This is a genomic window from Bacillus sp. SW14 (genome assembly GCF_047608225.1).
GTDB lineage: Bacteria > Bacillota > Bacilli > Bacillales > Bacillaceae > Bacillus > Bacillus subtilis_G.
Map to the genome: position 1 here is coordinate 4,033,493 of NZ_JBLKRW010000001.1, position 19,662 is coordinate 4,053,154.

Annotated in this window: 19 protein-coding genes and 1 pseudogene; 3 read left to right on the plus strand and 17 right to left on the minus strand. The window is 44.9% G+C overall.

Annotated features, from left to right (window positions below; genetic code table 11):
• The first annotated feature begins 50 nt into the window (after positions 1-50).
• Positions 51-650, plus strand: a complete 600-nt coding sequence (locus ACMX2I_RS20330; RefSeq protein ID WP_414958169.1) for a DUF421 domain-containing protein — start codon at positions 51-53, stop codon at positions 648-650.
• 130 nt (positions 651-780) lie between these two features.
• Here ACMX2I_RS20330 and opuAC read toward each other — a convergent pair whose 3' ends face one another.
• The 3 genes from opuAC to opuAA are packed head-to-tail and all read right to left on the minus strand — an operon-like array spanning position 781 to position 3,768.
• Entirely contained in the window at positions 781-1,662 is an 882-nt protein-coding gene (opuAC, locus tag ACMX2I_RS20335; protein ID WP_394716475.1) for a glycine/proline betaine ABC transporter substrate-binding protein OpuAC, read from the minus strand.
• Positions 1,662-2,510 (minus strand): glycine/proline betaine ABC transporter permease subunit OpuAB, encoded by an 849-nt coding sequence (gene opuAB / locus ACMX2I_RS20340; RefSeq protein ID WP_010331371.1) that lies wholly within the window; start codon positions 2,508-2,510, stop codon positions 1,662-1,664. Before opuAB ends, opuAC begins: the two co-directional genes overlap by 1 nt.
• 1 nt (position 2,511) lies before the next feature.
• On the minus strand, positions 2,512-3,768 hold the full coding sequence (gene opuAA, locus ACMX2I_RS20345) for a glycine/proline betaine ABC transporter ATP-binding protein OpuAA (protein WP_202328709.1): 1,257 nt from the start codon (positions 3,766-3,768) through the stop codon (positions 2,512-2,514).
• A gap of 332 nt (positions 3,769-4,100) precedes the next feature.
• On the opposite strand from opuAA, the pseudogene ACMX2I_RS20350 reads away from it, so the two are divergent.
• A pseudogene (locus tag ACMX2I_RS20350) lies at positions 4,101-4,268 on the plus strand (hypothetical protein).
• 263 nt (positions 4,269-4,531) lie between these two features.
• Here the strand turns inward: ACMX2I_RS20350 and niaP are convergent.
• The 11 genes from niaP to ACMX2I_RS20405 form a co-directional block, all read right to left on the minus strand.
• On the minus strand, positions 4,532-5,734 hold the full coding sequence (gene niaP, locus ACMX2I_RS20355; protein WP_253268801.1) for a niacin permease NiaP: 1,203 nt from the start codon (positions 5,732-5,734) through the stop codon (positions 4,532-4,534).
• A 122-nt stretch (positions 5,735-5,856) separates the two neighbouring features.
• Complete coding sequence (locus tag ACMX2I_RS20360; RefSeq protein WP_148962911.1) at positions 5,857-6,948, minus strand: toxic anion resistance protein; 1,092 nt, start codon at positions 6,946-6,948, stop codon at positions 5,857-5,859.
• 15 nt (positions 6,949-6,963) lie between these two features.
• Complete coding sequence (locus ACMX2I_RS20365; protein ID WP_414958170.1) at positions 6,964-8,577, minus strand: YceG family protein; 1,614 nt, start codon at positions 8,575-8,577, stop codon at positions 6,964-6,966.
• Between the two features lie 31 nt (positions 8,578-8,608).
• On the minus strand, positions 8,609-9,409 hold the full coding sequence (locus ACMX2I_RS20370) for an HAD family hydrolase (RefSeq protein WP_394716479.1): 801 nt from the start codon (positions 9,407-9,409) through the stop codon (positions 8,609-8,611).
• Positions 9,406-10,515 (minus strand): cysteine protease StiP family protein, encoded by a 1,110-nt coding sequence (locus tag ACMX2I_RS20375; RefSeq protein WP_414958171.1) that lies wholly within the window; start codon positions 10,513-10,515, stop codon positions 9,406-9,408. The genes ACMX2I_RS20370 and ACMX2I_RS20375 overlap by 4 nt, the downstream gene beginning before the upstream one ends.
• Positions 10,516-10,521: 6 nt before the next feature.
• The gene (locus ACMX2I_RS20380) at positions 10,522-11,832 is read right to left on the minus strand and encodes a phosphoribosyltransferase family protein (RefSeq protein ID WP_289349008.1); all 1,311 of its coding nucleotides are present in this window, start codon (positions 11,830-11,832) and stop codon (positions 10,522-10,524) included.
• Entirely contained in the window at positions 11,822-12,982 is a 1,161-nt protein-coding gene (locus tag ACMX2I_RS20385; RefSeq protein WP_414958370.1) for an HpcH/HpaI aldolase/citrate lyase family protein, read from the minus strand. The genes ACMX2I_RS20380 and ACMX2I_RS20385 overlap by 11 nt, the downstream gene beginning before the upstream one ends.
• 61 nt (positions 12,983-13,043) lie before the next feature.
• The gene (locus ACMX2I_RS20390; RefSeq protein WP_289346403.1) at positions 13,044-13,817 is read right to left on the minus strand and encodes a TerC family protein; all 774 of its coding nucleotides are present in this window, start codon (positions 13,815-13,817) and stop codon (positions 13,044-13,046) included.
• A gap of 51 nt (positions 13,818-13,868) precedes the next feature.
• Positions 13,869-14,447 (minus strand): TerD family protein, encoded by a 579-nt coding sequence (locus ACMX2I_RS20395; RefSeq protein WP_414958172.1) that lies wholly within the window; start codon positions 14,445-14,447, stop codon positions 13,869-13,871.
• A 35-nt stretch (positions 14,448-14,482) separates the two neighbouring features.
• On the minus strand, positions 14,483-15,064 hold the full coding sequence (locus ACMX2I_RS20400; protein ID WP_087993117.1) for a TerD family protein: 582 nt from the start codon (positions 15,062-15,064) through the stop codon (positions 14,483-14,485).
• Positions 15,065-15,087: 23 nt separating this feature from the next.
• Complete coding sequence (locus tag ACMX2I_RS20405) at positions 15,088-15,690, minus strand: TerD family protein (RefSeq protein ID WP_202328684.1); 603 nt, start codon at positions 15,688-15,690, stop codon at positions 15,088-15,090.
• Between the two features lie 287 nt (positions 15,691-15,977).
• Between ACMX2I_RS20405 and ACMX2I_RS20410 the strand changes: the two genes are divergently transcribed.
• Positions 15,978-16,973 carry an LLM class flavin-dependent oxidoreductase gene (locus ACMX2I_RS20410; RefSeq protein WP_414958173.1) on the plus strand — a complete coding sequence of 332 codons (996 nt, stop codon included), beginning with the start codon at positions 15,978-15,980 and terminating at the stop codon, positions 16,971-16,973.
• A gap of 38 nt (positions 16,974-17,011) precedes the next feature.
• Here ACMX2I_RS20410 and znuB read toward each other — a convergent pair whose 3' ends face one another.
• From znuB to ACMX2I_RS20425, 3 genes are read right to left on the minus strand one after another with little or no spacing between them, the layout of a single operon-like run.
• Positions 17,012-17,854, minus strand: a complete 843-nt coding sequence (gene znuB, locus ACMX2I_RS20415) for a zinc ABC transporter permease ZnuB (protein WP_414958174.1) — start codon at positions 17,852-17,854, stop codon at positions 17,012-17,014.
• Positions 17,812-18,507 carry a zinc ABC transporter ATP-binding protein ZnuC gene (gene znuC / locus ACMX2I_RS20420; RefSeq protein ID WP_148962904.1) on the minus strand — a complete coding sequence of 232 codons (696 nt, stop codon included), beginning with the start codon at positions 18,505-18,507 and terminating at the stop codon, positions 17,812-17,814. The genes znuB and znuC overlap by 43 nt, the downstream gene beginning before the upstream one ends.
• 54 nt (positions 18,508-18,561) lie before the next feature.
• Complete coding sequence (locus tag ACMX2I_RS20425) at positions 18,562-19,548, minus strand: metal ABC transporter substrate-binding protein (protein ID WP_414958175.1); 987 nt, start codon at positions 19,546-19,548, stop codon at positions 18,562-18,564.
• Positions 19,549-19,662 lie beyond the last annotated feature (114 nt).

A 19,662-nucleotide genomic window follows, 5' to 3' on the forward strand; every position in this document is an offset into this window, starting at 1 on the left:
TAAAAACAGCGCAGGAATTTATTGATTGGTTGAAAAGAGGGGATGTTTTTTTGGATTTCAACTTCATATGGAAATCTATAGTGGTCGTCGCAGGAGGAGTTCTTATTTTGCGGTTAGCTGGGAGAAAATCCGTTTCTCAGCTTACGGTAGCTCAGACTGTCATGATGATAGCTGTTGGATCATTAATTATTCAACCTGTTGGCAACAGGAACATTTGGATTACAATGGTGATTACGTTTTTAATGGTACTCACACTTCTTTTCATTGAATATATCGTTTTGAAATCGGATACCCTTGAGACGTTTATTTATGGAAAATCACTTACAGTAGTCGAAAACGGCGAAGTGAATGAAAAAAATTTAAAAAAACTGCGCTTAACAGTTGATATGCTTGAAGTAAGGTTGAGACAACAAAATATTCAGCACTTGGCTGATTTACAATGGGCTACAATAGAATCGAACGGCCAGTTAGGTTATATGTTAAAATCCGAAAAACAATCCGCGACGAAAGAGGATATTCAAATGATAAAATCACTGATTGAATCACATCACTCTAAGCCCTCCAATGAATCCGCAAAACCCGCAAATAATATATTTACGGAAGTGAAAGCTAGAAATCATAAAGAAAAACCTAAAGACCATTTGGATTAGGAAAAAGTGATAAGTGACTCAGTCATCATAACCTTTTTACATTCTCACTTAAGGTTTTCTTTGTTGGCTTCGCTTTTCTTGAAGGAAAAAATGAAGGCTGTCGAGAATTACTCGGCAGCCTTCATTATCTTTACTTCTTCAAATCTTCAATTGAGTTAACGTTTTTCATATATTGAGGCACAACAAGTCCCATCTTCACGCCAGTCATACTGGTGCCAACATCGTCATATTTGCCCTTATATTTGGCAGCGTATGCTTTATGGGTATTCGGCAGCCATGCGGAAAGGGATGCATCCGCGCTTCCCGTCGCAATCGCGGTCCACATCGGGCCAGCCTCTACCTGAGTAAACGTTACGTCATAGCCCAAGTCTTCAAAGACTTTGCCAATCACGTTTGTACTGGCAATCTCACTGTCCCACGCCACATAGGCAAGGTTGATTTTGTCTCCCTTCACCTTCTGAACGCCTTTTGTCCACTCCGCAATTTGATCTTTGTGGTTCTTCACATACTCAGCAGCGGCTTTGGCAGGTTTCTCGCCTTCTTCCACCTTGATCATGACTTCACCCATGTCGTCTTGCGTCCATTTAAACTGGCTCAGAAGCTTAGCGGCATTCGGCTGTTCTTTGCTGAAGCCTTTGCGTGTGATCGTATGGATTTCCTCTGCGCTGCCATAAGATTGTTTCGGATCATCGAGATATTTCAGCTTATATCTGGAGAACATCCAGTGCGGTGTCCACCCTGTAATGATAATCGGTTTCTTACGGTCGTATGACTTTTTAAGTGTTGCGGTCATCGCGGCGCTTGACGCCGAAATCAATGTCCAGTCGTTCAGCTCATAATCCTTCATCGCTTTGTCGGTCAGGGCCATAATCCCTGAACCGGGATCAATCCCGATGATGGTCTTATTCACCTGTTGAGCCGCGGTTGCATTTTCATCGCTTTCTGAACCGCAAGCCGCAAGTGAGAGCGCCAGCATGGCGGAAACGCCGATACCGATGATTTTTTTAAGCATCAGGCATTCCCCCTGCTTTTCTTCTTCACTTTAATGTTTTGAGTAATGCGGTCCAGCGTAATGGCAACGATAACGATGGCGATACCGGCCTCTACGCCGACCCCGGTTTTCAGCTGTGTAACGGCACTGTATACTTCAGAACCAAGTCCCGGTGCACCGACCATTGCGGCGATAACAACCATTGATAAAGCAAGCATGATGCTTTGGTTGATTCCGGCCAGAATGGTTTTTGTCGCAAGCGGAAGCTGAACTTTAAACAAACGCTGAGCTGTCGTAGAACCGAACGCTTCAGTTGCTTCAATCAGATCTGCCGGCACTTGCTTAATACCGAGAACAGTCATGCGGATTGTCGGCGGCATCGCGAAGATAACAGATGCTACAACCCCCGGCACAACACCGATGTTGAAGAAGAAAATCGCCGGCAATAGATATACGAAAGCAGGCATTGTCTGCATTAAATCAAGAATAGGTGTTACAATACGGCGAACCGTTTCTTTCTGGGACGCCCAAACTCCGATCGGTACCCCGACCACAATCGAAATAATGACCGATGTCAGAACAAGCGCCAATGTTTGAAGCATTGGGTCCCAATATCCTAAATAATCGATCAAGAGGAAACCAATCAACGTAAATAACGCAATTCCCCTTGTGCTGATCCACCACGCAAGTGCGGCGAAAATAATCGTTAACAAAATAGATGGTATAAATCCAAGTCCGCTGACAATTCCATTTACAAAAGCGGCAAGTCCGTTTGAGATTCCGTCGAAGAATCCGCCAAACGTCATCGTAATCCAGTCAACAAAACGGTCAATGATATCTGCTAAAGGTATTCTAGGCAGTCTATCCATCTTACTTCACCTCCTGTACAGAAGGATCTTGTGTTTGTTCGTCAGTGCTTTCAGCATTGATATACTCGTTATTGCCGGCAAGCGCGCCAATCAGTGCGCCTTTTACGACAATCCCTTTCATTCTTTGCTTCTCATCTACAACCGCAATTGGAATATTTGCGTCAGAAACAGCATCAAAAATCTCTGTCAGATACGTATCTTCTGGTACAGTCGTAAATTCTGTATTCAAGATATCTTGAAGTGACAAATCAGACTCAGCCGCTTTTTTCGCATCAGACGCATAGATAACACCTAACAATTTCTTTTGTTTATCCACTGCGTAAATCGAAGAAATTCCAAGGTTTTTCATCAGTGTCAAAGCAACGCGAGGCCCTTTATCAATCCGCACCGTTTCAGCGCGTTTCATAATATGGCCTGCTGTGAGGACTTTAGATAAATCAACATCCTCGACGAATTTCTCAACATATTCGTTAGATGGATTCATCAGGATTTCTTCAGGCGTGCCGATTTGAACAATATTACCGTCCTTCATTAGAACAATTCTGTCACCGATCCGCAACGCTTCGTCCAAGTCGTGTGTAATAAAGATAATTGTTTTCCCGACATTTTCGTGAAGATCAAGAAGTTCATCCTGCATATCTTTACGAATCAATGGATCGAGCGCACTAAACGCTTCGTCCATCAGAAGGATGTCCGGATCATTCGTCAACGCGCGGGCAAGGCCGACACGCTGCTGCATTCCGCCGGAAAGCTGGTCAGGATATTGCTGTTCAAATCCTTCAAGTCCGACAAGCTTAAGGGACTCAAGCGCTTTTTGCTGCCGTTCTTGTTTGTCTATACCTTGAAGCTCCAGCCCGTATTCCGTGTTTTCAAGTATCGTTCTGTGCGGGAACAGAGCGAACTTTTGGAAGACCATACTGATTTTTTTCCGGCGGACTTCCCGGAGCTGGTCTTTAGACATATTTGTTATCATGTCACCATCAATGTAAATGTTTCCGGCAGTCGGTTCAATCAAACGGTTTAGCAGCCGTACTAATGTTGATTTACCGCTCCCTGATAGACCCATGATGACAAATATCTCACCATCATACACATCAAAATCTGCTTGATTTACCCCAACGGTTGATCCAGTCGCTTTCAGGATCTCTTTTTTTGTCTTTCCGTTGGCAAGCATTTGAGCTGCTTTCTTTGTTTGTTTCCCAAAAATTTTAGATACTTTCTCGACTTTTATCTTAATTGATTTCTCATCTACACTCATATTTTCCCTCCATATGAAGCAATCTTTATTACCGTAACACTTATGTAACATTCCATACAAACAGCATATACTCTTTTATTCTGTATCATTTCTCTATATTCTTTATTATAGCTCCTTAACCTTGTGAATACTCCTAAATACTCTTTAATCCTTCTTAATTAGTGCATATTGCAGATAAAATTCAGGCTTTTTCTACTATTAAGCGCTTACAAAAAATCTTTTGTTCTTTATATTTCAGGACTTATTGCTCTCGATCTGGAAAAATAAGTTGACTTATTTGCAGTTTCGCGACATAAAAAACCAAATAATCAAACATCCGCCAAATTTTTAAAATGCTGTCTGATGAATCAGGACTTGCTATTATTCGTACGCTTGATTACAGCGGAAAAGAACTCACCTACCGACATGCAGGTCAACATGCAACATTGTCAAAATCACTGCATCTTACTCATGTGAGAAGCGGGGTAGACGCACTCCGAAAAGATTCGTGGACGAAATAGGGTTTCTCAATACATATCTGTTTCATAGTTTCAACATTATAAAATTTATAGGCGTGATAAGAAGTAATGGTGTCTTTCAATCCATTTTGCGGCGAGGCACCACTGTCAGCACATGTCTTGCAGGTTTTTTATATCAACACACACCGTTTCGGTACTTTACACGATTCTGTTTTTATACTGCCATGGCGCTCTGCCAGACAAACACGATGATCCGCAGCCCGGGTTCAACTGTAAAAAAGCACCTCAATCGCGAGGTGCTTTTCCTATTCAAGCTCAGTTTGTTTCGTTTCTTTTCCCATAATCAAAATACAAGCAACCGCGAGTAAGATCGCAATGCAAAAGATTGAAAAAATCACTGAAAACGAAATATGGCGAGCGGCGAGCGTTCCGACGAGCAGCGGCCCGAAGATACCGCCGATTCTTCCAAACGCCGCTGTCGTCCCTGAACCTGTGGCGCGAATCGCTGTCGGGTATTGCTCCGGTGTATAGGCATACAGCACGCCCCACGCACCAAGATTGAAAAACGATAACAGCATTCCAGCTGTAAGCAGAAGGCCTAATGAATCCGCAGTTCCGAAGAAATAGGCGCTTCCTGCTGTACCAATCAGGTAAAAGACGAGTATCCACTTCCGTCCCGCTTTTTCGATCAGCCACGCAGCAGAAAAATAGCCCGGAAGCTGAGCAAGCGTCATCAGCAGGACGTATTCAAAGCTTTCAATCATGCTGAAGCCTTTGAGCAGCATGACACTAGGCAGCCATAGGAACATGCCGTAATAAGAAAACACCACGCAGAACCAAACGATCGACAGCATCACGGTCGACCGTAAGTACTGTCTTGCCCAAACGCTTTTTACATTCTCCCATACCGATGTCTTTTTAGCAGAAAGCGACTCATATTTCGGCGAATCAGGCAGACTCGTCCGCAAGTACAGAGCATAAAAAGCAGTCAGCGACGTCAACAGCAGGGCGGCCTGCCAGCCGAAGCTTGGTATCACAAAGTAAGAAATCAGTGCTGCTACGAGCCAGCCTACTGCCCAAAAGCTTTCCAAAAGCACAATCACTCTGCCCCGCTTTTCAGGCGCAACCGCTTCAGAAACAAGAGTTGAAGCGACTGGCAGCTCGCCGCCAAGCCCCATCCCAATAACAAAACGCAGAATAAGGAATGCAGATAAGCTTGTCACAAAAGCTGAAATGCCGCTTCCGATGGAAAAGCACAAAAGGGTAATGATAAACACTTTTTTTCGGCCGATTCGATCAGCCAGCAACCCAAATAAAAACGCACCCACAGCCATGCCGATGGAATTCACGCTTCCGATCCATTTCATTTCTTCAGGCGCAAGATTCCACTCCACGTGGAGCGCGGCGATAATAAACGATAATATTCCGACATCCATTGCATCAAACAGCCACCCCAAACCGGCGACACCCAGCAGCTTACGCTGGGATATAGGCTGTTGTTTTCCCATTGTCAACACCTCTGATATGCAAAATGATTACCGTTTAAGTTTACAACTGTCTTTACACAATGTCATTAACTAAATGGTGTAAATGTAAAACCCCCGCTTATATTTCACAAGCGGGGGGCTTTTTATTGCTGCAATGCTGCTTTTTTAATATTATCCTGAAGCTCGGCAATTCGTCTTGCACCATCTTCGCGGAGGCGTTTGTTTTCTTCTTCAATTTGTTTTGTTTCCTGCATACCGCTGACGATCGTGTTCCAAGACGATTCAATCGTTTCAATATCTATGCTCGGTCTGCCGGCCATTCTGGCAATTTCAACACTCTGGCTCGAGATGTTTTCCGCATTTCGTTTCAGCATCTCGTTTGTCCGGCGATCAAGCTCGCTCATGGAGTCAGCCACAAGCTTTTGCCGTTTTACTGTGACAGCCTGAATAATGCCGTTTTTGAAAATCGGAATGGTGATGATGAAAGCGGAGTTGATTTTTCCGATCAGCTTCGCATTACCGCGCTGAAGAAGGCGGATTTGCGGTGCAGTTTGAAGCGCTACCATTCGCGCCATATCAAGGTCGTATACCCGCTCCTCAAGCGCCTGAATGCCGTTGCGCAGCGTATCAAGCTGCATTTGCGCTAGCTGATTTCCGCTTGCTGCTTTTTCTTCATATGAAGGGAGAATGGACTGCATCTCTTCCAGCTTCATTTGTCCGGCAACAACGTATTTTTCAAGCTCCATATAGTAATTAATATTGTTTTCATACATTTCATCGAGCGTATAGTTTGTTTTGGTCATCTCATCTTTATATTTAGAAATCTCAACGTTGATTTTTTCAATTTCTCCGCCGAGCGTCTGGTACTTTTTAAAGATTTTCTCAATCATGCTGCCGCCGCGTTTGAAAATTTTAGCCATCAGTCCCTTTGGCTCGTCAAAATCGTTTTTGTCAAAACGGTCCATGATTTTTCCAAGCTGGGTCAGCATCGTGCCTGAGTCTGTCACGCTTGTCGTTTTCATCATCCCCAAGATGCGGTCAGAGAACTTAGAGATTTCAACGGCCGGCTCCTTTCCGTACTCAAGCAGCTCCATTTGGTTTTTCACGTCAATTTGTTGGACTAGCCGTTTCACCTCTGGTTCCTGGCGGAGCTGCAGACGGATATCGTCAGCTTTTTGCTGGGAAATTTCTTCGTTTTTATCAAGAACAAGCGGGTTTTGATTTTCTGTTGTCATGCTTTTCTTCTCTCCTTACTTTTGGGTAATCGTTCTGAACAGCCTTTTTACAAGTGAAGGCTCCTTATAGTCCTGCTGAAACACCATGTCATCCAGCCAGTGGATATCATACTGATCCTCTTCAATAAACTGCTCAATGTCTTGATGGCCGGGAGGGTTATACATGATGATATCGATTCCGATTTCATTCAGGAACAGCAGGGCGGCAGCGTCTGAACGCGTGAGTCTGCCGCTCATTTCCGTATGATATAAAACGAGTTTCGGAACAGTTTGCGCATAGTCGAACATTTGAATCAATTTCAGCAGCTTAGCAGACAGGTTCGTTGTTTGTTTAAACAAGTAAATTTGAACATCCTTGACTTGTTCCTGATGCAAAGCTTTAAGACGCGGGTGCCTGCACATTCTCGAAATCGTTTTGGCAATGGCAGCCTGAACGCCCGCCGGAAGCTGCTTGTACTGCCACACATTGCTTGCCATCAGCTTGTCCGGATCAATGTTCCCTTCATGGTCTAGCGCGTGGCTGTAATGAAATTGATAGTTCGATTTGATTTCTGCTGTAAACGGAAAGCTTCTGATCATTTCTGTTTCCTGGTAATCCTCTAATGTATGAAGCCTGTTCCAATATTCTTTATGGTCTTTCGACACGCCCATGATTTTGGCGAATACATTCGGAATCTCAATGGAATGTTTATCGGCTTTGAAATTCGGCCGAATGAAGGCCCGCTCTTTTGCGATTAAAAACAGTTCATCATAGGTCGTTTTCAGCGTAACAGACATCGGTGTATGATCCCTGAACTGCCATGGCTTGTACAGCATGGATTCCTCATGATTCAGCACATGTTCAATTTCCTTTGTTGAGCGGTAGGCTACGGTTGATTTCCGGTCCGGTTTTTCTTTCGGAAACGGCTGAAGCTCCGAAACATCAGGCAGCTTTTCCGTAAAACTGAGCTCCTGCTTCGGATCGACAAGCGCCAGCTGATCGGTTCCCGCCGGATGGAACAATAGGACATCACAGCCGGCCAACATCAGATAATATAAGAAATAGAGCTGGCTCTTCGTTGCGTCTCCGTACCAAACAACTTTTGGCATCTCCCGTTCTATATCGGTTTTTTCCAGCCAAGGATTCAGGTGATTCAAAGAAAACTTCGAGACATCAAGCAATACTCTGCGAAAATCAGGATGATTCAGCCCCTGCTCATGATGGTCTGCAAAGGTATGTAAAAGCGTCATCAATGCTTTTCTCAAGTGGCGGTGCATGAGGGGGTTTGTATGCTTCGCAATCAGCTGCTCCCCGTCCAGAAAGGCGACAAAACGGCTGACCGACAGCCCTTTTTCTTTCTGGTTGATGGAATGAATATGCTGTAGCGCCTGAAACGTTTCCGGCGCGATCGTTTTATCAAGCGTCTCGCTTAAGATATAAATATGATCCTTAACCGACAGCTCATACAAGTCGTTATAATAGTCCGTTTCATCTATGGGCGTACCCAGTATTTGTCCGGCGAGCCTCGAAAAAGACAGCCCGTGTTCCTTCTCATAGCGGTCCCGCTCGGGCAGCGTCTGAAACAACATGTTTTTCCAATCACCGTCGGCGGGAACTGTTTTATGAATGATTAACTCTTCTTGTCTCATCATATCCTCCTTTCTGGTCTGTTTGTATGCATTATACTTGTTTTAATCGGGTTATTCGGGATAAAACAGACGCTGTGATTTCTTCACCTGCCATCATGCCGCTTGCTTTCGTTTTGCGTAATTCCGGACAGTGGCGCAGCACCTCGCCATGAGCGGGCGCGATGCCGAAATCAGCTTCCTGAATCAGTTCAAGATCCAGCAGCGAATCTCCCGCTGTATAGATTTCATCAAGCGAAAGCCTCGATTTCAGATATTCGACCGCCCTCCATTTATTAAGCGGCTTCGGAATAAAGTAAAGCTTTCGCCCCTGCAGGGATACCTGCCATCCCTTTTCAGCCCCCCACTCCTTCACAGCAGCGGGATCGATTCCGGCTATTTTCTCTTCGTTCAAGATAAGATAGACAAAATAATGATGTGCCGTTCGGGTTCTTTCAACCGCTTGTGCTACAGACAGACTAGCGATTTCTCTCAGCATAGCCTCAATCGGCAGACACGATGCGAGCTGCTCTTTTATGAACTCGTCCCACTCTTTCAGAGGTTGGCCGTCCTTTAAAATACAGCCGCCATTCGTAGTCACAGCATATTCGGGCACAATGTCCTGCTGAAAACAAACAATTCTCTTATACTGCTCATTTGTGCGTGTGGTGACAGGAATAAAATAGTGATCCTTCTGAATTTGCCTTACGTTCTCTTTTGTCACTCCCGAGATATAAGAGATGTCACGGCCGTTCAGTGTTTCTATCAGCTCAACCCCCGCTTCCTTATCAGGATTGCTGATCATGCGCCTCGAGTAAATTAATGTTCTGTCTAAATCACTGGCGAATGCGTTCATAGGCTTTTCTCCGCCGGACGAATCAGCCCGCAGCAGCGATATGACATATTCTTGTATTCTTCCACAGGCACGCCCCGATCCTTCGCAAGCAATAAAATATGCTGCAATGCTTCTTCAGCACCCGGCTGAATGAGTATTTTCCAAGGCACTCTTCGCAAAAGCACGCGGGTCGTTTCCCCAACACCCGGCTTAATCAGATTTGTGTTGCTGATGCCGAATTGCTTTTGGATGGTTTCAATGGAAGCTAGACCGCTCCAATCTGGTTTCACACGATCGTTTTGCAGCCTAAGTGCCAGGCGTTCTGCTTCTTTATGAATAGACGGAAATTGCTCCGCTATCGTTTCAATATAGAGATTGGATACATCCTCTTCGCTGAGCTCTTTGTAATATTTCGCCCCGTGAAAATCAGCCGGCCCGATCCATGTTTCATTTAAAACCGTGCGGCTGACAAGTCCTGATACAGTAGAGTTGAGGCAGGCGCTCGGAATCAGAAAGTCTTCCTTCGTTCCATAGATGTCCGCGCAATGCCCCGGATCGGCAAGCACCGCGATTTCAGAAGACAGCCTTGTTCCAAAGCGTTGATTAAAGCGTTCTACAGAGCGGATCAGTTCTTTCGTGATGGCACCTTTACCTGTCCATCCGTCGATAAACGCAACCTTGCCATCCGGATGATGCTTCAACATATAATGCAAGGCATTTTCATCAATTCCCCTGTCCCGAATGATAGAGATGCTATAGTGCGGCAGCGAGACATGATACTTCATTTTGATATAACGTTTGATCAGGACACCGATCGGCGTGCCTGCTCTTGCCAAACTGCACAAAACCGCATCTTTCCCGCTTTTTTCATAAATCTGCTCCGCAACAACTCCCGCCGCTAATGCGACCTTCTGTTTGCTGTCTTCCAGCGAGGCATAAAACAGTTTCATGTATTCATCTGTCGGCTTGTATTCGATCGGCAGCATTTCTGAATAATGGATGCCGCTTTGAATTGACTTCTCCCGTTCTTCCGTACTTTTTTCAATGGATACAGCGGACAAGTCTTTTAATAGAAAGGTCACATCTTCTTCTGGATAGCTCCCAATACGATCAATAACGTCTTTCAAATCAGATCACGCCTTTCCTGAGAGAGTTACAATGTGGATATGAGGCACTTCTTTTTCTTTGAAAATATCAAAAATCGGCTGTAACGCCTCATCCGAAACGTTCTTTTCCAGACAGAAAAAGACTTCGTCATACGCTCCGGCAGGAAGGTTATAGACAAAATGGCGAACTGCCTCATCTTCCGGATTCATAAATGAATAACCGTTTTGCACGGCATAACCTTGTTTTGCAACCGGGTGAATCGGACTGCGCGTGGTAGAGTGATAGGAAACCGAACCGCCAAGCTTTGAGGCGATTTTCATTGGCAGATACATCAGCTCTCCCGTTCCAAGCACGAGTGTTCTTTTGCCCTTCCGATATTGTTCGATGTAAAGCGCTGCTTGGCGGCAAGCTTCGTGAACAGCCTTTCGCTCAGACGGCTTTACGCCGAATCGCCCTGTTTCTTTCACGTAAGAATGAACGTTTGCGGATGTTTCCGGCTGATAAGGAACGGATGTGAAGAAATCCGATATATCAATGTCCGTTCTGTTTATCGCTGTTCCTTGGGGCTTCGGGCTGTAGTTGCAGGAGGACTCGGACAACGGCACACCCTTAAAGGAAATCCGCCCTGATAATAAAGCAACGGTTGAAATTGTGACGCCTAATTCCCGTTCAGCCTCTGCGTATGCCTTCTTATGCTCCTCCGTCCGCCAATCCAATAAAGACAGGACAGCGTATTCTTTGCGCGGAAATTTGGATTGGATATCCCGAATCATATGTAATGCGGTTTTCCCTGTAGTGATTTCATCATCTACAAGAAGAATCGGACAGCTGTTGTTCATCATATCTGGTTCTGCGTAACACAGCTGATCAGTGGCATGGGAATGCTCTTCCACAAATGTGATCGAAGGCTCTGTGTTTCGGATCTGTTCACGTGTTGTATGGACAAACGACGCTTGTTCAATGCAATCATAAACCGCGTGTCCAAGCGCCGTCGCCGTTTCCGCAAACCCGATTACAAGCGGCGCTTCGTCCAGTGTAACAGGGTGCTGTTGAAGCGTTTGATAAGCAGCTTGAAGCTCGCTTTCCGTTTCTGAAAGAAGTCCGTTCAAAATCTCGTTTTTTTCCTTTATCTCCTGTCCGGTTTTCCGCTCAGCGTATTCCAAGGCAAGCAGCCCGGACGCTAAAAGCGGCTTCAGCGGGTGAACCGGGATATGTTTGCCCAGCACTTTGCTGACAAATAAAAAGCCCCTTTTTTTATTCACTCTTGCCGCCATCTCGAATAATGCTTGTTCAGGTATGAAAAGCGGGTTGTCTGTGACCGACAGATCAACCGCCATATTGTCCAATATTTGAAGGGTTTTGCTGTTCGTTGAGCAAATCGGTGAAAGATCGGTTTTCATGATACACCCCATAAATTTCTGATTTTAATAAGATTTTTTCAGCCCATTTCATATGAGGCTTGATTTCATTCATTTTGTTAGAAAAATGGCTTTTCATCACGCCGATTGAACCGTTTCCGTGATGAATAATGCTTAACGCATCCATATAGTCTTCCTTTGTTACAACATACAGGCTGTTTACAATTTTGATATGGGTCGGATGAATGACCGTTTTTCCGTGAATGCCGTTGGCGATGTCAAGTTCGGTTTCCTTCACCAAACCTTTTACATACTCATTCAACTCAACTGGCGGGTGCGTCGATAGCAGATAGGGCTTTTGCGATGTCTGAAAATACTCCCATACAGGGCCTGAAATAATGAACTCCCGGCCGAAGTAATTGATGATATCTGACATAAAGTCCGCAATCATGCGGATATCATATATCGTTTGCTTCGGCTTTCTTCTGATGCCGTATAGTCCGCATAAATCAGTCGCACCGATGCGCACATTTAAGATCAAGTCCTGATGCTGATGCAAAATCATACTTAGTTCAGACAAAGCAGCAGCCCTTGTCTCTTTCATTAACAAATCGGGTGTTTCCAATATCGGCATGCCGTAAAGCGGCACCTTCATGTCACCGGATATGCCTTCAAGTGCTTCAACATAGTCACGGGCGTTTTCCGCTGAGAATTTTGGGAAGACAAATCCTGTTAACAAATGGAGTGCAGGTTTCAGGGTATCGGCTAATTGCAGCAGCTGTTTCGGAGACCGTACACGCACAAACATAAACGGGAGATGGTCCGGCTTTATCTTGCGGTGCTGGATCGCCTGCTCAATCAACTCCAATTGGCGGCTCACATTATGTTCAGCCCGCTTGACCTCATGATCTCCAATCGCATCCTCCAGACAGAAAACAATAGATGATAAATCCTCATATTTGTGTTCTGTTATCATCGCCGCTATGTCCGGGCGGGTTGCCGGCATATATAATACGGCCCCCAATGCGTGCTCAAGCAACTTCTTAGGCGCCTCTTTCGTGACCTGTTTCGGCGCTTGATAAAATACATTTTCTTCTTGATGTGTTGATAAATAGTGGAAATACCGCACACACGTCACCTCTTTTCTGTAACAAAAAAGGAAGGACATAAACCTCCCTCCTTGTTTTGTTTTATTCTTCTTTTGACGCGGCTGTCTGTTCGCGCACTTGCTTTTGTTTGTTGATATAGTGAATGATAAATGTAATCGCAAAAGCAGCGATAATGATAATGAAGAATACAGAGTGCGGCATTTCGTAATGGAAGGCACTACCGGCCATTTTCAGCGCGATAATTCCGATTAACACGAATGCTGTGTTTTCCAGCTCAGGAATTTTATCAATCAGTACAAGGAATACTTTTGCCACTGTACGCATCATTAATATACCGAGCATACCGCCGACCAGAAGCACCCATACTTTTTCAGATACCGCAAATGCGGCCAGAATGCTGTCCACAGAGAAGGCAAGGTCCATCAATTCAACTGAAATAACAGTCGCCCAGAAAATACCGAACGTGCGGACCATCCAAGAGTTTTTCTTCATGCCGTCCGTTTCCTCATCGTTTTCGCCGATCCAGAAGTGCTTAATGACGAGCCAAGCCAGATAAAGCGCGCCAAGCACCTTGATCCACCAAAACTTGATGAGGAGCATACCGAGCCCGATAAAAATAAACCTGAAAATATAAGCTCCAAATAAACCATACGTTAACGCTTTTTTCCGCTGTTTTTCCGGCAGGTGTTTAACCATCACCGCAAGAACAAGCGCGTTATCGGCCGATAAAAGGCCTTCCAAAACAACAAGAGAACCGATCAGACCCCAGGAAACAGGATCAGACAACACTTCCCCCCACATTTTCCAATCGAAAAATGAAGCATACGTAGACATGATATGATGTAAAAAGTCCAAATTTTTTCCTCCTATTAATTGAAAACGGTGACTTCTCTATTTGTCACTCGCTTACACTTGCAAACCGTAGTTCCGGCACAATGCAGCCAGCCCGCCGGAAAAACCGCTGCCGATCGCATTGAATTTCCACTCGTCGCCGTGTCTGTAAAGCTCACAAACGACAACGGCTGTCTCAATAGAGAAATCTTCTCCCAAGTCGAAGCGAAGAAGTTCATTCTGCGTCTCTTCGTCCACAACGCGTACAAACGCATTGGAAACTTGTCCGAAGTTTTGGCTGCGTGCTTCCGCGTCGTGAATGGTCACTGTGATACCTATTTTCTCAATGTGAGCAGGTATTTTTGAAAAATCAACGATGAGCTGCTCATCATCTCCGTCACCTTCACCCGTGCGGTTGTCACCCGTATGGATGACACCGCCGCTCGGATGCTCAAGGTTATTATAGAAGACGAAATCGAGATCATTCACGCAGTTGTCATGCGCATCAACTAAAAAAGCTGAAGCATCCAGGTCAAAATCGTCTCCGCCTGAGTACTTATTTGTATCCCAGCCTAAACCGATCACCGCTTTTGTGAGTCCCGGATTTGTTTTCGTTAGATCAACACGCTGTCCTTTTGCTAATTGAATAGCCATACTGCCTCTCTCCTTTCTGCTCTTCGTAATCTGTCCTAACCAACTTGCAAGCCGAAGTCTGTTGCGATACGGGCAAGGCCGCCTTGGTAGCCTGAGCCGATAGCGGAGAATTTCCACTCGCCGTTATGCCGGTAAAGCTCTCCAGCGATAATTGCTGTTTCAATAGAGAAATCTTCCGCCAGATCGTAACGGATGAGCTCTTCATTTGTTTCTTCATTGACGATGCGAACGAACGCGTTTGACACTTGTCCAAAGTTTTGGCTGCGCGCTTCCGCTTCGTGAATCGTGATGACAAATGAGATTTTGTCGATATTGGCAGGTACGGCGCTGAGATTCACTTTTACATTCTCATCATCGCCTTCGCCAAGACCTGTCAGGTTATCGCCTGAATGAACGACTGAACCATTGCCGCCTTCAAGCTGGTTGTAGAAAATAAAATCATTTTGAGATGCGCATTTTCCAGACGCATCTAAAAGAAATACACTTGAGTCAAGGTCAAAGTCATGTCCGCCGTCATACTTATTCGTATCCCAGCCTAAACCGACAACAACCTTTGAAAGACCTGGATTTGTTTTTGTTAAATCTACTTTTTGTCCTTTTGCCAATGAAATTGCCATGTTTCATCCACTCCTTTTTTCTTTTATACGTACCGGCTGATAATATCTTCTAATCTCGTATCGTTTGTGCCTTCACCGATCGCCGCGAATTTCCACTCGCCGTCCTGGCGGTAGATTTCAGCCGTAATTAAGCTTGTTCTGCCGGCATAATTGTCTTTTAAATTGTATTTGAGCATTTCTTCATTTTTAGATTGATCGACCACACGGATAAACGCATTTTGAATCATGCCGAAATCTTGTTTTCTTCTGACACAATCATAAATATTAACAACAAATACAAGCCTGTCGATATTTGCAGGCACTTTTTCCAAATCTATCATAATTTGTTCGTCATCACCCGCACCGTCGCCTGTCAGGTTATCGCCTGTGTGTTTGACACCGCCGCAGCGGCTTTTCAGGTTGCCGAAATAGATGATATTTTTCTTATCGGTGAATTTGCCGTTTTCGAGCATCAATACTGAAGCGTCACAGTCGACATTGGGTCCGCCCCCGCCGAGCAGCTTTCCGAAAAAACCGCCTCCGCCTGATGAAACCGGGTCCCAGCCGAGACCGACCATCAATTTTGATAAGCCCGCTTTTCCTTTTGTTAAATCAATACGTTGTCCTTTTTCTAAAGAAATCGCCACACGATTCACTCCTAATCATCAAGATGTGAATATAGTCACATTTATTTTTACGTACAAAGGGAAGATGAGTATGCCGTAAATTATTAATAGATACGTTTGTTATTATAGCAAAGTTTCATAAAAGTTAAGAATAATTGACGAAAATCCTCGAAAAAAACTTCCATATTTGATGTGATTTTTGCAAATCATATGAATTGTGATTCTAAAAACAAACCATTTGACGTGAGCGAGTCATTTTGCCTATTCTTGTGTCACATTCTAAAAACAGACAGAAAGGAAGCGGCCTTTTGATTCATTTCAGCATACTTGACCAGGCACCTGTTTCTAAAGGAGAAAGCCCTGTGACAACTCTTCAGCATTCGGTTGAGCTTGCCCAATTAAGCGAACAGTGGGGCTATAAGCGTTATTGGTTTGCCGAACATCACAGCACGAAAGGACTGGCAAGCACGGCGCCGGAAATTATGATCGCCCGCATCGCGGCACAGACAAACACGATCCGTGTCGGGTCAGGCGGCGTGCTGCTGCCTCAGTACAGCCCGTTCAAAGTGGCCGAAACCTTTCGCCAGCTTGAGGCCCTGTATCCCAACCGGATTGACCTCGGTGTCGGGCGTTCCCCCGGCGGCACGACAAAAACCCGCCTTGCGCTAACGGACGGGGTGAAAAAAAGCTTAACCGATTTCAACAGACAACTGCAGGATGTCTCTTATTTTCTCACAGATTCGCTTCCTGCCGGGCATCCGTATGCCGGAATCAAAGCGGCGCCGCTTATTGACACTGCACCGGAGCTATGGGTGCTCGGTCTCGGTGAAAACAGCGCAAGACGCGCGGCGCATCAGGGGATTGGATATGTGTTTGGGCATTTCATTAACCCCGAGCGAGGAGAAAATGCATTTCGTGTTTACCGGGAAAACTTTCGGCCGTCAGCTCATTTCTCGTCTCCGGCCGCATTGTTTACGATTTTTGTCATTTGCGCAAAAACAGATGAGGAGGCAGAAGAGCTCGCGTTAAGCCAGGATTTATGGCTTCTTCGCGTCGGAAAAGGCTTGGACAGCCGCGTGCCGAGCAGCGAGGAGGCAAAAACGCATCCCTACACAGAGTCCGATAAAAAGCTCATAGAAGAAAACAGAAAGCGAATGGTGATCGGTTCTCCAAACACTGTCAAACAGCAGCTTTTAGAGCTCACAGACCGTTATGAAACAAATGAAATTATGGTTCTTTGCAATGTGTTTGATTTTGAGGCGAAAAAGGAATCATATGAGCGTCTTGCCGGGTTGTTTCTATAAAAAAAGCAGTTTTTCCGATGGAAAAACTGCTTTTCGTGTTACCGGCTCCCTTTTTTACGCAGGGTTTCTTTTTTGATAAACGTCCAAACGCCCTGAACCGCGAATCCAATCAAAAGCAGAACGATCAAAAGCAGGGTAATAGACGGCCCTGGCGGCGTTCCGAGCTGATAAGATGATGTCAGTCCCATAAAAACGCTGAATAACGAAATGAGTATAGCTGCGATAAATACCATGTTAAAGCCTTTCGCAATTCTAATGGCGAATGCTGCCGGCAATACGAGCAGGGCTGATACAAGAAGAACCCCGATGATCGGAATAATGACTGAGATCGCAAGCCCTGTGACGATACTGAATGACATCGACAGAACGTTTGTATTGATTCCGGACGTTTTTGCTGTTGCTTCATCAAACGTCAGCAGGTAGAGCGGTCTTCTCAGTACGATAAAGTAAAGCAGGATCAGCAGTGTAATGATGCCGATAATATAGACCTGCTGCTGGTTTACGGTCACGAGCGATCCAAATAGGTATTGGTCAATGCTCATATTGGCTGTGCCTTTTGAAAGGCTGATTAAAAACATCGCGAAGGACAAACCAGCCGCCATTAAGATGGCAATGGACACTTCTGAATAGGTTCGGTATGCCCGCCGCATGTATTCAATCCCGATTGCGCCTACGGTCACGACGACGATGCTCGCCGCGGTAATATTGGTGCTGAGAAAAAAGCCGATGGCCACACCTGACAATGAAATATGTGATAGTGTGTCAGCCATTAAGGCCTGTCTTCTGAGAACGAGATAAACCCCTAAAATCGGGGCCATGATGGCGATCATGCCGCCTGCTAGAAAAGCTCGTCGCATGAATTCCAAGTCAAACATTTCCATCCGCCTTTTTCTCCTCTCTCTAATCGAATTACTTTATCTAAAAATTGCTGCACTTCATTTTGTTCATGAGTGACCATCACAACTGTGCGGTTGTGATTTTTCACGAGATGGTGCATAAATTCGTAAAATCCTTTTCTGCTGTCATAGTCAACGGCTGTTGTCGGTTCGTCAAGCATTAAGAGATCCGGATTGCTGGCAAGCATTCTGGCGATACAGATTTTCTGCTTCTGTCCGCCTGATAAGTCGCCGATTTTCCGATCGCGGAGCTCCCACATTTCCACCATTTTCAACGCTTTTTCCACTTCGATATGATCTTCTTCATTTAAACGTTTAAACCATTTCCCTTTTGTGTATCGGCCTGACTGCACAAGCTCCAGCACCGTACTTGGAAAACCGGCATTAAATGAAGAAATTTGCTGCGGGACGTAGCCTATCGTCAGGCGTTTTCCTTCTGTATTCCTTTTACTGATCGTCACCGTGCCTTCCCACGGTTTCAGCATGCCGAGCATGACTTTCATAAGCGTCGATTTAGCGGCGCCGTTTGGGCCCGTGATACCGACAAACTCACCGCTTTCAATATCAAGTGATACTTTATCCAAAACAGGCGTATGGGAATAGCCGAAAACGATATCTTTCAATGAGACGAGATTCATGTCAATCTTCCTTTCTCACAAAGAAATAGTGTGCACCCTCCGGCGCACACTATCTTATGATTTATCCAATAGTGAATCTTTAAGGGCATCGAGGTTTTGTTTCATAATGTCGATATACCCTAAACCTTTATCTTGTTCTTCTTTGCTTAAGCCCTCCAGTGTATTGAGCACTTCAGTCTTTGCGCCGATTTCACTGGCCAGCGTTTCTGCGACCTTTGAGGATGCAATTTCTTCAAAGTAAATGACTTTTACGTTATGTTCTTTGGCATACGTTTTCAGTTTTGCTAAGTCGGCTGCGCTCGGTTCTTGGTCAGGCGAAAGCCCTGCAATCGGAACCTGCGTCAGACCGTATTCTTTTGCCAAATAGCTAAAAGCTGTATGCTGTGTGATGAATTCTTTCTTCACCGCTTTTTTTACGGTTGTACGATATAGTTTATCAAGATCCTGCAGTTTTGCAATATATTCTTTACTATTTTTCTCATAGTATTCTTTGTTATCCGGGTCCTGCTTTACGATTTGCGCCGTAATATTTTCAACTTCCTTCTGCGCCAGAACAGGGCTGAGCCATACGTGAGGGTCCATTGCATGGCTATGGCTGTGCTCATGTTCATGCTCCTCGTGCTCTCCGTGTTCTTCATGCTCTTCGTGTTCTTCTTCTTCCGAACCTTCCATTAAATCAATGCCTTTGCTCGCGTTGACGAAAACGGCATGGCCTTGGCCCATGCTTTTTTCAGCTGACGGAACCCAAGTTTCCATGTATTCACTATTATAAACAAACAAATCAGCATCTTGAATGTTGGCAATGTCTTTTGGCGTCGGTTCCCAATCATGCGGTTCAACGGAAGATGGAATTAACAAATCCACATCTCCTTTATCTTTTACAATTTGTTTCGTAAATTCATACATCGGGTAGAACGTTGTGACAATGTGCAGTTTATCACTCTTAGAATCCGCCGACCCTTTTGTTGATGAATTGCCGCATGCTGCGACTACTAAAAAGCACGCTGCAATCACAAACAAGCCGCTCCATTTTTTAAACATATCGTATATCCCCTCTTTTTCACATAACTTTAAATCAAAATGATAACGATTTTGTAATCCTATATTATAATAAACCGAAGTCATTACGTTTTGCAAGAGTAATTTTCGTTTTTG

What these genes read in the sequence shown, in the direction of transcription:
- niaP (WP_253268801.1), bottom strand. Translation starts at nt 5,734, where the DNA reads ATGGGAAAACAACAGCCTATATCCCAGCGTAAGCTGCTGGGTGTCGCC.
- znuC (WP_148962904.1), bottom strand. Translation starts at nt 18,507, where the DNA reads ATGAATCTCGTCTCATTGAAAGATATCGTTTTCGGCTATTCCCATACG.
- ACMX2I_RS20400 (WP_087993117.1), bottom strand. Translation starts at nt 15,064, where the DNA reads ATGGCAATTTCATTGGCAAAAGGACAAAAAGTAGATTTAACAAAAACA.
- ACMX2I_RS20395 (WP_414958172.1), bottom strand. Translation starts at nt 14,447, where the DNA reads ATGGCTATTCAATTAGCAAAAGGACAGCGTGTTGATCTAACGAAAACA.
- opuAB (WP_010331371.1), bottom strand. Translation starts at nt 2,510, where the DNA reads ATGGATAGACTGCCTAGAATACCTTTAGCAGATATCATTGACCGTTTT.
- opuAC (WP_394716475.1), bottom strand. Translation starts at nt 1,662, where the DNA reads ATGCTTAAAAAAATCATCGGTATCGGCGTTTCCGCCATGCTGGCGCTC.
- ACMX2I_RS20370 (WP_394716479.1), bottom strand. Translation starts at nt 9,409, where the DNA reads ATGAACGCATTCGCCAGTGATTTAGACAGAACATTAATTTACTCGAGG.
- ACMX2I_RS20360 (WP_148962911.1), bottom strand. Translation starts at nt 6,948, where the DNA reads ATGACAACAGAAAATCAAAACCCGCTTGTTCTTGATAAAAACGAAGAA.
- ACMX2I_RS20425 (WP_414958175.1), bottom strand. Translation starts at nt 19,548, where the DNA reads ATGTTTAAAAAATGGAGCGGCTTGTTTGTGATTGCAGCGTGCTTTTTA.
- znuB (WP_414958174.1), bottom strand. Translation starts at nt 17,854, where the DNA reads ATGGAAATGTTTGACTTGGAATTCATGCGACGAGCTTTTCTAGCAGGC.
- ACMX2I_RS20365 (WP_414958170.1), bottom strand. Translation starts at nt 8,577, where the DNA reads ATGAGACAAGAAGAGTTAATCATTCATAAAACAGTTCCCGCCGACGGT.
- opuAA (WP_202328709.1), bottom strand. Translation starts at nt 3,768, where the DNA reads ATGAGTGTAGATGAGAAATCAATTAAGATAAAAGTCGAGAAAGTATCT.
- ACMX2I_RS20380 (WP_289349008.1), bottom strand. Translation starts at nt 11,832, where the DNA reads ATGGCGGTTGATCTGTCGGTCACAGACAACCCGCTTTTCATACCTGAA.